The sequence below is a fragment of the Paenimyroides ceti genome (assembly GCF_030409925.1).
Window position 1 is genome coordinate 1 of the sequence record NZ_JAUFQU010000005.1, and the last position, 13311, is coordinate 13311.

9 protein-coding genes and 5 pseudogenes are annotated in these 13311 nt (G+C 34.7%); 10 read left to right on the forward strand and 4 right to left on the reverse strand.

Annotation, left to right across the window (positions count from 1 at the left end; all coding sequences use genetic code 11):
- Positions 1 to 96 precede the first annotated feature (96 nt).
- The 6 genes and pseudogenes from uvrC to QW060_RS17565 all read left to right on the forward strand — a co-directional run.
- A pseudogene (uvrC, locus tag QW060_RS17540) lies at positions 97 to 1892 on the forward strand (excinuclease ABC subunit UvrC).
- A gap of 2 nt (positions 1893 to 1894) precedes the next feature.
- Positions 1895 to 2053 carry a hypothetical protein gene (locus QW060_RS17545; protein WP_290364833.1) on the forward strand — a complete coding sequence of 53 codons (159 nt, stop codon included), beginning with the start codon at positions 1895 to 1897 and terminating at the stop codon, positions 2051 to 2053.
- Positions 2054 to 2079: 26 nt separating this feature from the next.
- The gene (locus tag QW060_RS17550; RefSeq protein ID WP_290364834.1) at positions 2080 to 2394 is read left to right on the forward strand and encodes a hypothetical protein; all 315 of its coding nucleotides are present in this window, start codon (positions 2080 to 2082) and stop codon (positions 2392 to 2394) included.
- A 50-nt stretch (positions 2395 to 2444) separates the two neighbouring features.
- The gene (locus QW060_RS17555) at positions 2445 to 4100 is read left to right on the forward strand and encodes a patatin-like phospholipase family protein (protein ID WP_290364835.1); all 1656 of its coding nucleotides are present in this window, start codon (positions 2445 to 2447) and stop codon (positions 4098 to 4100) included.
- A 183-nt stretch (positions 4101 to 4283) separates the two neighbouring features.
- Complete coding sequence (locus QW060_RS17560; RefSeq protein WP_290361726.1) at positions 4284 to 5441, forward strand: homogentisate 1,2-dioxygenase; 1158 nt, start codon at positions 4284 to 4286, stop codon at positions 5439 to 5441.
- Between the two features lie 47 nt (positions 5442 to 5488).
- Positions 5489 to 6142: pseudogene (locus QW060_RS17565) on the forward strand (4-hydroxyphenylpyruvate dioxygenase family protein); the annotation flags it as partial.
- On the opposite strand, the pseudogene QW060_RS17570 reads toward QW060_RS17565, so the two are convergent.
- Positions 6135 to 6374: pseudogene (locus tag QW060_RS17570) on the reverse strand (3-hydroxyacyl-CoA dehydrogenase NAD-binding domain-containing protein); the annotation flags it as partial. The pseudogenes QW060_RS17565 and QW060_RS17570 overlap by 8 nt on opposite strands.
- A 13-nt stretch (positions 6375 to 6387) precedes the next feature.
- Positions 6388 to 6828 (reverse strand): annotated as a pseudogene (locus tag QW060_RS17575) (MarR family winged helix-turn-helix transcriptional regulator); the annotation flags it as partial.
- Positions 6829 to 7063: 235 nt separating this feature from the next.
- Here QW060_RS17575 and QW060_RS17580 point away from each other — a divergent pair.
- Entirely contained in the window at positions 7064 to 7636 is a 573-nt protein-coding gene (locus QW060_RS17580; protein WP_290363505.1) for a hypothetical protein, read from the forward strand.
- A gap of 38 nt (positions 7637 to 7674) precedes the next feature.
- On the opposite strand, the pseudogene QW060_RS17585 reads toward QW060_RS17580, so the two are convergent.
- Positions 7675 to 9450, reverse strand: a pseudogene (locus QW060_RS17585) (AMP-dependent synthetase/ligase).
- 306 nt (positions 9451 to 9756) lie between these two features.
- On the opposite strand from QW060_RS17585, the gene QW060_RS17590 reads away from it, so the two are divergent.
- The 3 genes from QW060_RS17590 (at position 9757) to QW060_RS17600 (ending at position 11729) form a co-directional block, all read left to right on the forward strand.
- The gene (locus tag QW060_RS17590; RefSeq protein ID WP_290363503.1) at positions 9757 to 10077 is read left to right on the forward strand and encodes a DUF3892 domain-containing protein; all 321 of its coding nucleotides are present in this window, start codon (positions 9757 to 9759) and stop codon (positions 10075 to 10077) included.
- A gap of 49 nt (positions 10078 to 10126) precedes the next feature.
- On the forward strand, positions 10127 to 10651 hold the full coding sequence (locus tag QW060_RS17595) for a DUF4269 domain-containing protein (RefSeq protein WP_290363502.1): 525 nt from the start codon (positions 10127 to 10129) through the stop codon (positions 10649 to 10651).
- 199 nt (positions 10652 to 10850) lie between these two features.
- Positions 10851 to 11729, forward strand: coding sequence for a hypothetical protein (locus tag QW060_RS17600; protein WP_290363501.1), 879 nt, complete (start codon positions 10851 to 10853; stop codon positions 11727 to 11729).
- Here QW060_RS17600 and QW060_RS17605 read toward each other — a convergent pair.
- Positions 11712 to 13311: ShlB/FhaC/HecB family hemolysin secretion/activation protein (locus QW060_RS17605; RefSeq protein WP_290364836.1), on the reverse strand; the 1600-nt coding region annotated here is incomplete at its 5' end. The two genes, QW060_RS17600 and QW060_RS17605, sit on opposite strands and share 18 nt — an antisense overlap.

Genomic DNA, 13311 nt, shown 5'->3' on the forward strand with positions numbered 1-13311 from the left:
GAGTTTTTTAAATTTATAAAATATTCATCAAAACAAAGAAACGGATATCTTTTATTGCTATATAAAAACTAACTTTGTTGTATTAAAGAACAAAAAATGACGCAATTTTCGCAGATAGAGTTACAAATAAAGACCTTGCCTGACCAACCCGTGTTTATCAGTTTTTTGATAAAGACGGCAAAATCCTGTATGTTGGAAAAGCAAAAAATCTTCGGAAAAGAGTCAATTCATATTTTAATAAGGTACATGATTATGGGAAAACCAATGTGCTGGTTCGTAAAATTGTTGCGATAAAGCACATTGTAGTGCCAAACGAAAGCGAGGCGCTTCTATTAGAGAATAACCTTATAAAAAGATTGCAGCCGAGGTACAATGTTTTGCTCAAAGATGACAAAACCTATCCCTGGATTTGTGTTAAAAACGAGCCTTTTCCCAGAGTATTTTTAACGCGGCGTATGATTAAGGACGGATCAGATTATTTCGGTCCTTATACGAGTGTAAAAACAGCACATATTCTATTAGACCTAATAAAGGAACTATATCCGTTGCGAACATGTACGTATGATCTTAGCCTTGAAAATATACGAAAAGGAAAATATAAGGTATGTCTGGAATATCATATTGGCAATTGTGAAGGACCGTGTGAAGAATTGGAACTCCTTCCTTCTTATGAAAATAAGATCAAGGCAATAAAAAATATTTTAAGGGGGAACTTTAAAGAAAATGTTAAAGAGTTTAAAGCATTAATGACACATTTTGCTCAGGATATGAAATTTGAGGAAGCTCAGAAAGTTAAAGAGAAGATAGATATTCTTGAAAACTATCAGTCCAAATCAACTGTTGTCAATCCGCGCATTACGAATATAGATGTCTTTTCTATTGTTTCTGATGAAAGCATGGCGTATGTCAATTTTCTTCAGATTGCTCACGGAGCGATCATTCGCTCTCATACACTTGAATTAAAGAAAAAGTTAGATGAAGCAGATGTCGATCTGTTGCAATTGGCAATAGTGGAACTTCGGGAAAGATTTAATTTATTATCTAAGGAAATTATTGTACCTTTTGAGGTAGATTTAGGAACGGAATTTACAATTACAGTTCCTAAGTTGGGCGATAAAAAGCAATTGCTTGATTTATCAGAAAGAAACGCAAAATATTACCGACTGGATCAGCTGAAACAGATTAAAATTGTAGATCCGGACAGACATACGAACCGGATTATGGCACAAATGAAAAAGGATTTGCGTTTGTCAGTTGAACCCAGACATATTGAATGTTTTGATAATTCCAATATTCAGGGAACAAACCCGGTAGCAGCCTGTGTTGTATTTAAAAGACGGAAAGCCGAGTAAAAAGGATTATCGTCATTTTAATATAAAAACGGTAGAAGGTCCAAATGATTTTGCTTCTATGGAAGAAGTGGTGTACAGAAGATATAAAGGCTGTTGGATGAAGAGCAGCCATTGCCACAATTGATTATTATTGATGGGGGTAAAGGACAGTTATCTTCTGCGTTAAAAAGTTTAGATGATTTAGGATTAAGGGGTAAAATTGCCATAATAGGTATTGCCAAACGTCTGGAAGAATTGTTTTATCCGGGTGATTCCGTTCCGTTATATCTTGATAAAAAATCAGAAACATTAAAAATAATCCAACACCTGCGAAATGAGGCTCATAGATTTGGTATTACCTTTCACAGAGATAAGCGCAGTAAAAATGCCATCCAGTCTACCATTACTCAGATTCCCGGAATAGGTGATAAAACAATGGAAAAATTACTGGCTGAGTTCAAATCTGTAAAAAGATTACAGCTGGCTCCGCAAACAGAAATAGAAAAAGTAATCGGTAAATCGAAAACATTAAAAGTAGTAGAATACTTTAAAAATAAATAAACATGAAAACACTTACCTTTCTTTTATGCGTGATAATGAGTTTTAGTGTAGCAAAAGCACAGGAAAATCAGCGAAAAAAAGTAGGGGTAGTGTTAAGTGGCGGAGGTGCGAAAGGGCTGGCGCACATTGGAGTTTTAAAAGTACTTGAAGAAACGGCGTAAAAGTAGATTATATAGCGGGTACAAGTATGGGGGCCATCATTGGAGGCTTATACGCCTCAGGATATACCGCCAGTGAACTTGATTCAATCTTTAAAAATGTAGATACTGAAGCCTTATTGCAGGATTATATTCCGAGAATATCGAAATCATTTTATGAAAAAAGAAATGATGAAATATATGCGCTTCAGCTTCCTTTTGATGATTTTAAAATAGGAATGCCTGCTGCGTTATCAAAAGGAATGTATAATTATAATTTACTTTCAGGGCTGTTACTGCATGTAAGGCATGAAAGAGATTTCAATAAACTGGCTATCCGTTTTTATGTATTGCTACAGATATAGAATCCGGTAAGCAGGTTATTCTGGATAAGGGTATACTACCTCAAAGTATATTGGCAAGTGGTGCATTTCCTTCCTTGTACTCCCCGGTAGAAATAGACGGTAAATTGCTTATTGATGGTGGGGTGGCCAATAACTATCCGATAGATGAACTGCGCAAAATGGGAGCAGAGATTGTTATTGGAGTTGATGTTCAGGATGGGCTAAAAAACAGAGAAGATATCAGAGGAGCATCAGATATTTTATTGCAGATCTCGAACTTTTCAATGGTTCAGGATATGAGTCGTAAAATTCGGGAAACAGATATATACATAAAACCCGATATCAAAGGATATTCTGTGATTTCCTTTAGAGAAGGAAGTGATATTATAAAAAAAGGAATCGAAGCAGCAGCTCCGTTTACTGAGGAGTTCAAAAAAATGGGAAGTCCGGAATACATCAACAACCCTCCGAGTTTCAGAGAAAAATACAAAGGGGATCTGTGTATATCAAGGGTAGAAATTAATGAAATGGAAAACTTTACTTCGAGTTATGTATATGGAAAGCTAAAGTTTACACCAAATACGACCTTAACATTTGATAACTTCTCTACAGGAATTAATAATATGAATGGTACCCAGAACTTTAGCAGTATTGTATACAGTTTTGCTGAAGAAGACGGCGGAGATGTCTTGAAATTAAACCTGAAAGAAGCAAAAACCCAGCGCTATCTTAAATTTGGGTTACACTTTGATAACCTCTATAAAAGTGCTGCTTTAGTCAATGTTACTCAAAAAAAGCTCTTGTTTAAAAATGATGTTATTTCGCTTGATTTGGGAGTTGGTGATCAGTTTCGTTATAATTTAAATTATTATGTAGATAATGGTTATCGATGGAGCGTTGGTTTTCAGTCTAAGCTCAACAAGATTTCGCGTAATATCAATCGTCCGATCACAAGCAACTTTATAGAACTGCCTACTTTGCCTAACAGTCTGAGTTTAGATCTTGTAGATGTTACTAACCGTCTTTATTTTCAAACATTTTACAGAGATCAGTTTCTTGTCGCGGTAGGATTGGAGCATAAATTCAATCAGGTCGATATTAAAAATCTGATTTTTGATATGCCGTGGATAGATAAAAGCCATTATTTATCTGCTTACGGAAATATTGTATTTGACACGTATGATAACAAATATTTTCCGCGTAAAGGTGTAATATTTAATGCAGAATATAAAAACTACTTTCATTCATCAGATTATACAGGAAATTTTAAGAATTTCTCACAGATCAATGCAGAATTAGGAACTGTGAGAACTTTTTTTGATAAAGTTAGTGTTGAAGCAAAAGCAGAAATTGGTGCTACTATCGGTAGTGAATCTTCCAGTTTTCTACAGTACTTTTTTGGAGGATATGGTTTTCAGTCCGTTTATAATGTTAAACAATTTTATGGATATGATTTTTTGAGTGTATTTGATGATTCCTATGTAAAAGTGCTTTTTAGAGTGGACTATGAGGTTTTTAATAAACATCATCTCAACATAGCGGCTAATTATGCACAGATAGGCAACAATATTTTTCAATACTCTGACTGGATTTCAAAACCAAAATTCAATGGTTATGCCATCGGTTACGGATATCAGGCAATTATCGGACCTATAGAAATTAAGCATAGCTGGTCTCCCGATACCAGAAACCATTACACATGGTTTAGTGTTGGTTTTTGGTTTTAATTCCCAAAAACTTCTAAAATTAACAGGTATCTATTGTTAGTCGAAAAAAAAATAGATATTTTTGTTAGATATGAAAAATTGGAACGGACTTTTATCACATCTTAAATATCTCATCAAGAGAAATCCTGAATGAGAAGCACCTGCTTATTAGGTATTTTATAAACAAACTAAAAGAATAGCGTTATGCCAATGTATCATAAATTGGGAAATATCCCTCCGAAAAGACATACTATATTTCGTAAACCAAACGGAGATCTCTATTACGAACAATTGTTCGGAACTATAGGATTTGATGGAATGTCTACTAACATGTATCATGAACATCGTCCTACACAGGTAAAGGAAATCAAGGGTTCTTATAGTGTAGCTCCTAAAATTGCAAAAGCAAATAACATTCAGTCATACCGTTTTCGCGGATTTCAGGTAGATCCGGTTGCTGATTATCTTGAAAGCAGAAAAGCGGTACTGACCAATAGTGATTGTACTATTGTTTTGGCTGCTCCAAGCGGTAAGACACAGGAATATTTTTATAAAAATACCGACGCTGACGAATTGATCTTCATCCACAGAGGTACAGGAGTCGTTCGTACAATGTTAGGAAATCTTGATTTCAAATACGGTGATTATATTCTCATACCAAGAGGTATTATCTATAAGATAGACTTTGATTCGGAAGATAATCGTTTGTTTATTGTGGAATCGAGAAGACCTATTTATACCCCTAAACGTTACAGAAACTGGTTCGGACAATTGTTAGAGCATTCTCCGTTTTGTGAGAGAGACATCCGCCGTCCGGAAAAACTGGAAACGTATGATGAAAAAGGTGAGTTTTTAATAAAAGTTAAAAAACAGGATGAAATCTTTGATATGGTATATGCAACACATCCTTTTGATGTGATTGGTTATGATGGTTATAACTATCCGTATGCTTTTTCAATTCATGATTTCGAACCGATTACAGGAAGAATCCATCAACCGCCACCAGTACATCAAACTTTTGAAACAGATGCCTTTGTTGTCTGTTCATTTGTTCCGCGACTATATGATTATCATCCGGAATCTATCCCGGCTCCCTACAATCACAGTAATATTGACTCAGATGAGGTACTTTACTATGTAGACGGTGATTTTATGAGTAGAAATGATATAGGACCAGGACATATATCACTGCATCCGGCTGGTATTCCGCACGGACCACACCCGGGAGCTGTAGAGAGAAGTATTGGGGCTAAAGACACACAAGAATTAGCTGTAATGGTGGACACCTTTAAGCCTTTAATGGTTACAGAAGAAGCAATGAAAATTGCTGATGAGAAGTATTATCAGTCATGGCTGGATTAAGCTGCTCATCATAGTACAACAAAACAACAAAATTTAAAAAAATTAAAATGGACAATAATTTAAAATCAGTAGAATTCGGATTAGAGAAAATATTTGAAGGAGCTCAGGATTTCTTGCCTTTATTGGGTACAGATTATGTTGAGTTTTATGTAGGAAATGCAAAACAGGCAGCGCACTTTTACAAAACTGCATTCGGTTTTCAGTCATTGGCGTATGCAGGATTGGAAACCGGTATCAGAGACAGAGCGTCTTATGTATTGAAACAGGACAAAATCCGAATTGTATTGACTACAGCCTTAAATAGTGAATCTCCTATTGGTGAGCATGTGAAAAAACATGGAGATGGAGTAAAAGTAGCAGCGCTTTGGGTTGAAGATGCACGCTCTGCCTATGAAGAGACGATTAAAAGAGGAGCAAAGTCTTTTATGGAGCCAACTGTTGAAAAAGACGAGTTTGGTGAAGTTGTCCGTGCCGGAATTTACACTTATGGTGAAACAGTACATATGTTTGTAGAACGCAAAAATTACAACGGTGTATTTTTACCGGGATATAAGGTATGGGAATCGGACTATAAACCAGAACCTGTTGGCTTGAAGTATATTGACCACATGGTAGGTAATGTTGGTTGGAATCAGATGAATAACTGGGTAAAATGGTACGAAGAAGTAATGGGATTCGTAAATTTCCTTTCGTTTGATGATATATGGGAGAAGGACTTGATTTTAAGGCTGCTGTAAGGTTATCGTTAACCAATCTGTTGCGAACAGATTTATTCTCGATTGTCAATCCCTTTTTTTGTTCCGCCTCATTGGGTTCTTTCGGGATAATATCGAGAAGTAAAACTTCAACCCCTATGTTGGCGAAGTGGCTTGCAATACCGGATCCCATAATTCCGGAACCGATGACGGCTACTTTTTTGATAATTCTTTTCATATTCTATAGGTTGTTTAATCTTTTTAAATATTTTCTTTTCACTAATGAGTTCCTGAATGATGTCTGAAACTTCAATGAAATTTTTTAATTGCTCTTCTGTGATATGTTGCAGAACAGAATTATTAAATTTAAGAACCGTCTCTTTTGATAATTCTCTCTTCTCTTTTCCTAATTTTGTAAGATAAATATTTACCCCTCTTCCGTCTTTAGGATTTTTCCTTCGTTCAATCAGACCTTTTTCTTCCATCGAACGCAAAGTTCTTGTCAGACTTGTGGGTTCCATTCCCATGTTAGGCCCTAAAGCTGTTGATGGCGTGCCTTTTTGTTTATCGATGCTTAAAAGAGCATATCCCAACGCCATGGTGGCACCATACTTTGAAGCCTCTTCATTATACATTCTTGAAACTGCCTGCCAGGTAGATTTCAGGATATAATCAATGGTTTTATCTTTCATAAACTTTTATTGATGTATCTCAAAGATAAAAAAAATTAGTATGCATGCATAATAATTGATTGTTAAATTTATTCTTTTCTTATTACTATCTAATTTACAAATAAAAAAAGACTTTTTGTAATGAAATGATTTTTAATGTATTATAAAATAATTATAAGAAGATTACCACTATATTAAAAGTTTGGCAAAGCTTTTGAAATGCCGAAAGTATATAAATGATAAAAAATAAAAAATTATGAAAAACTGTATTTTAACTATGACATTGCTATTAAGTATAACTGTAGGTTTTGCTCAGGATGGCGTTAATAATAATCGTGAAGGGATCACAATTTCCGGAAACCTGAGTGCTTCTGAACCGGGTATGTTGGGAGTAAGTATGGAATGGGAAAATGCATTTATGAATCACAAAAGAAATGGTTCTTCTTTGATTAATATATCGGCTACAGGATTGAAATATAAAGACGGTCCGATCAATGTTGACGGTACTGGTTTTGCCATTGAACTGGGAAGACGGACTTATTTTAAAAAAGGTACTTATTCCGGATTCTACAGTCAGTCATTTCTGACCTATTCCAGTACAAGTTTCAATGAGAATACTCCTATAGGGAAATTTGACGGAAAGTATAGTTACTGGAGTTTAATAAACGGAGATTTAGGATATAAGATAAACATCGGTAAAAGTTTTAGTATAGATCCTTCAATAGGTTTTAACTGGAAATGGGAGGTAAAAGGTAAAGGCGATGTAGATAACAAACAGTTTGATAATTTTGTCTTCAGGGCAGGTATTAAAGCCGGATACAGATTTTAAGATAATCAAAAGGTTGTTCATCACTGAACAACCTTTTTTTATTTTTTATAGATTTTGTCGTATAGTTTCTGATATTTAGCAAGTATTACTTTGCGTTTCAATTTCAGAGTCGGTGTAAGTTCTGTACCTTCAATAGACCATATTTCAGGTGTGAGTTCAAATTTTTTGATTTGTTCCCAATTTCCAAACTTTTTATTGATTTCATTGACTTCTTCCTGAATACGTTCGATTACGAGATTGTTTTTTACAACTTCATCATAGGAGAATCCAAGATTAACACCTTTTCTGTTGGCCCATTCTTTAAGGAATTCAAAATTAGGCTGTATGAGTGCTGCGGGCATTCTTTCTCCTTCTCCAATTACCATAATCTGCTCAATAAAACGAGATTGCTTCATGGCATTTTCTATGATTTGCGGAGCAACATATTTACCTCCTGATGTTTTAAACATTTCCTTTTTGCGATCGGTTATCTTTAAAAAGCCCTGTGTATCAATTTCTCCAATATCACCGGTATGAAAATATCCGTCTATATAGGCCTCAGCTGTTTTTTCTTGTTCTTTATAATATCCTTGTGCAATACTCGGACCTTTGCATAAAATTTCACCGTCATCGGCTATTTTTACTTCTATATTATGCAATATTTTTCCAACAGTTCCAATCTTCCAGCCGTGATTTCTCTGATCATTTACTGCAATAACCGGTGATGTTTCGGTAAGTCCGTAACCTTCCATAACGGGAATTCCTGCTGCACCAAATACTCTTGCCAGGCGTGGTTGAAGAGGGCAGACCCCGATACTAAAAGCTTGAGATTACCGCCGAGTGCAGCGTGCCATTTGCTGAATATTAATTTTCTGGCTATTTTTAGTTTAAATTCATACCAACCGCCATTGGCACCATAAGGCTCAAATTTATGCCCCAATTTAAGTGCCCAAAAGAAAAGTGTTTTCTTAATGCCGGATAATTCGGTTCCTTTATGATAAATTTTGTCATATACTTTTTCTAACACTCTTGGTACGACCGTCATTACATCCGGTTTTACTTCCTGTAAATTGTCACTTATTTTTTCAATTGACTCTGCAAAGTGTATAGAAACACCTAAATACTGATAGAGGTATAGAATCATTCGTTCAAAAATATGGCAACATGGTAAAAAACTCAGACTGATATATTTGCCTTTCTCAAAAGGTACTCTGGGTTCACTTCCTAAAATATTGGATACAATGTTTTCATGGGTGAGTAAAACTCCTTTAGGTCTTCCGGTAGTTCCTGAAGTGTAGATGATAGAAGCCAGTTCTTTAGGATCTATGTAATATTTAATTTGTTCTATTTCCTGTTGGTTTCTTGCTTCGTATCCGGCCTCAAGTATTTTTTTTCCAGTTAGCGCAACCCGGAATTTCATCAAATGAAAAAATACCGCGCAATTTTGGAATATTAAATTTAATGCTATCCAGTTTTGCTAATATTTCTTTATCAGAAACAAATACATAAGTACTTTCAGAATGTTTAATGATGTATTCGTAATCTTCAGCTGAAATAGTCGGATATATGGGAACAGTTACAGCCCCGATTTGAAGAGCCCCGATATCAAGTATATGCCACTCTGTTCTGTTTGCGGAAGTGATCACAGCTATTTTATCTCCTTTTCTTATTCCCATGGCATGGAGAGCTCTGGAGACCGCATTTGCTTTATCAATGTATTCATCCGTAGAAGTAGCAACCCACTGATTACCATATTTAGTTACAAAAGACTTCTTTAGCGGATAATTTTTCTGCTGATAGTAAGGAATATCGAATAATCTTAAAATAGTACTCATAGATTTGATGTTTGTTTGATAAAGCGCATTGCAAAATAAAGATATTTTATGAAAAATAATGCTATTTTATGAAAATTGCAAGTTTATTATAAATGCTATAAGGAAAATTATTAGTTTGAAGATTATTTTTTTTTCATAAAAATTAAGTTTTTTTTGTAAAAATCCTTTAATTCCATAAGTTTGGATTTGATATTGCAGAATAAAGGAATGAGCTGTTCAAAATTTCTCTACCAAACCTCTTGTTTTATCCGGCTATTCTCACTTTTTTGCAGTCAAATAACTTACTACTACTAAATATTACTAATTATGGCATTATTCAGAATTTCAGGAATTTGGACAGATTCCAACAAATTGATTACTCACTATGGGTTTCATACGGTAGATGTTGAAAAAAATACCGCAACCCGTTTAGAAAAAATCTCTAAAGCAGAAGCTATTTTACTTTTGGGAATAAAAGAAAACAGAGCTACGACCTGGATCTGGGATTACAATGTATCTGCTTGGATTGTAGGGGAAGAGGTTGAATTGGTCACTACCACAGAAGGAAGCTATTTGCGTTCTAATGCAGAACGAAATGAAACCAATAATTTAGCACATCTCATAGATTATGACTGGATCAGACGCTAAGTAAGACGTTGGAAAAAAGGATAGTATTTAAAACTTAAATGGAATATAATTGAACAGTAAATTTTGTACTATTGACTATTTAAAAGAAGGCTCGTTAAAGCAAAAGAGGGCATATCAGGTATTGACCGAAAATAATATTATGGAAATACTGAATGCCTATGATCCCATACTCACGGGTACCATACCCATTGCTGTTGATATTGACAGCAGTGATCTGGATATTATCTGCTGTTTTCAGCATGCAGCCTATTTTGAAGAAATACTGTATAAAAATTTTTCAAAATATAATGGATTTACAATTCGGAACAGAAAAACCGATATTGCAGAAACCGTTATTTGCTCTTTTTATACGGAGCATTTTGAAATAGAAATTTTTGGACAGACTATCCCTACAATGAAGCAGAATGCCTACCGGCATTTGCTTGTTGAGCAGCGTATTTTAGAGCAAAAAGGTGAAGCATTCAGGCAAAAGGTAATCTACTTAAAAAAGCAGGGCTATAAAACAGAGCCGGCATTTTGCTTACTTCTTGGTTTGACAGGTGATCCTTATGAGGCATTACTGAAGTATTCTTAATAAAAAAGACATTTCTGAAATTAAAAATGTAACTTGTAGAAAGACAAAAAATAATATTATATTGTTTTTACGGGTATAATAAACCCTTGTTTTAGTAGTTATATAATTGATATTTATTACTTGATTTTTCCCTAACTCATCGGGTTATAGCAAGAAATAGATGTTTTTTAAACATAATTTGTCTTTAAAGAATTTCAGCATGAAAAATAGCATTATTACAATATGTTTTTTATCCCTTCTATCCTGTAAGAGTCAGACAGAAAAAAAACTGCAGGAGGTTTATTCGTTTCCAAACGAACTGAAAGAAGTTTCGGGAATGATGTATGACAGCAATAGTAACTTACTTTTTGTACTCGAAGACAGCGGAAATAAAAATATTTTATTCGGACTGGACTCAACCGGAGAAATCAAATCTCAGGTTCTTATAAAAGAGGTTCATAATCACGATTGGGAAGCACTGACAAAAGATGAAAAAGGAGATTTTTATATTGGTGATTTTGGCAATAATAAAAATGAAAGAACGGATCTGAGTATTTATAAAATTGCAAATTCAGATCTGCAAAAAAAAGAGGCTGCTGTTCTGCAAACCACATCTTTTTTCTATCCGGAACAGAAAAAATTTCCTCCCAAGAATACGGAACTATTTTTTGATGCGGAGTCTTTTATTGTACATAAAGAGTACTTTTATGTTTTTACAAAAAACAGAAGTAAAGGATTTGACGGTACATTTTATGTATATAAAATACCTAATAAGCCCGGAAAGTTCGAAGCCAAACGCATTGCGACACTCAAAAGCTGCAATCACTACCGCCATTGTGCTATAACCGATGCTGCCTTGAGTCCTGATGGGAAAACAATTGCTTTATTGTCCAGTTCCAGAGTGTGGCTGATAAGCGATTTTGAAAATGACGTTTTTACTGAAAAAAACATACAGATGTATGATTTGAATCATACCTCACAAAAAGAATCCATAGTATTCAGAGATGAACAAACACTATGGATTTCTGATGAGGTTAAAAAGAAAGAAGGTGGAAAGCTGTATCGTATTACACTTACAGATTTAAAAGGCAAACCCTAAACCAAAAGTAATGATATCGTCTTCACTGCTTCTGAAATAATTCAGATTAAAAGTAAGGGTTTCAATAGCACTGAGCCATATTCCGGCTCCGTAGCTATTGTGCCACTTATTCGAATTTTCTACAGCCCAGACTTTACCATAATCAAATCCTGCCAGCATACCATATTTCATTGGAACAATTCCCTGACGAATGTCTCCTATATGCCAACGGATATCCGAACTGTGTACAAAAGATTGTTTACCTATAAACCGTTGCTCTCTGAAACCTCTCAAACTTTTAGCGCCACCAATGGCCGCTCCCTGATAAAATTCATAGGTATTACCCATAATTATTTTTGAAAGGAAGGTAGAGGAAAATGCAAAGCTTTCCTTTTGATTGAGAGGAACAACAAAATTAAGTCTGCTGTCTATATAATTGTGGTTAACATTTGCTTCTTTGAGATTCGCTTTAAACCCGTATTCCAAATCAAAGCCGAAGCCGAGAGTAGGATAACTTTTATTGTTGTAATTTTTAAAAGTATAGTGTAGTTTTCCAAAACCAAACTGTTGTGCCTTATACAGATTTTCATTATGAGCGTAAGCTGTGTCAATTTCGCGATGTTTCGTGTCTTCTATCTTAATGGATTCTGCCCCACCGGAAATTTCAAAACTGCCTCCGTTTCGGCCTTCATATTTATAACCGGGTTCTACTTTATACGTTTCCATACGCACACGGTTATGATTTTTTCCCAATACTTTATCATTGTTAACCGTTTCATTACCTATACCAAAATAATTTTGAGTAAAATTGCTATCTGTCAAATCTGCTTTGATGGTGAACATCCAGTTATTAGTTGCATTTTTAAAGGCTCCTTCATACCCCAATTCAATTCCGTTTGTAGCAAAAGCAAAATTACCTTTCAGATGATGTTTTTGTGAATACGGATTCTGAACAAAATTGTTTACAGTGTAAGTAGCGTTAAATCCGATTTTTAAACCATTATCAGGGTTGTAACCTGCATTGGGCAATACGCTCAAAATGTTTAAAGGTACCTTGCGGTAATCATATTGATTGACATTGTACATATTGCTTAAAAAAAGATTGCTTTTTCGGGCATCAGTATAAGTATTGTTTTTTGAAGCATAATCATAAACTTTTACATTTTTTGTATCGTTTATATCGTAAATATCATTGTTAGGGCCGCCAATCAATCTGATTTTTATCGCATTATTCTTTCCTTTTACAATAAAATGGTCGTTGTCATCCAAGCCGTAAATCCATATTTCTCTCGTGTTTTTAGCATCGTATGTGTTGACTGACTGTACTTCATCTCCATTCTTTTTAGAACGTATATAGGTGACTTTTACCGTATTATCATCATTCTTGTCAATAAGAAACGTATCTTTTTTATCAGTACCGGTCAGAATGATCGTTTTTGATAATTCTTTATAAAAATCCCCAACATAGGCTACCAGTTTGGAACGGCGTATTTTTAATATTTCTTTGATTTCTTCATTTGTTTTTGCAGGAATTTCTTTTGGAAGCAGCGCAAAACTTCTTTCGATATTTTCATCAGATATTCCATCAACCACCTGTTGTGCC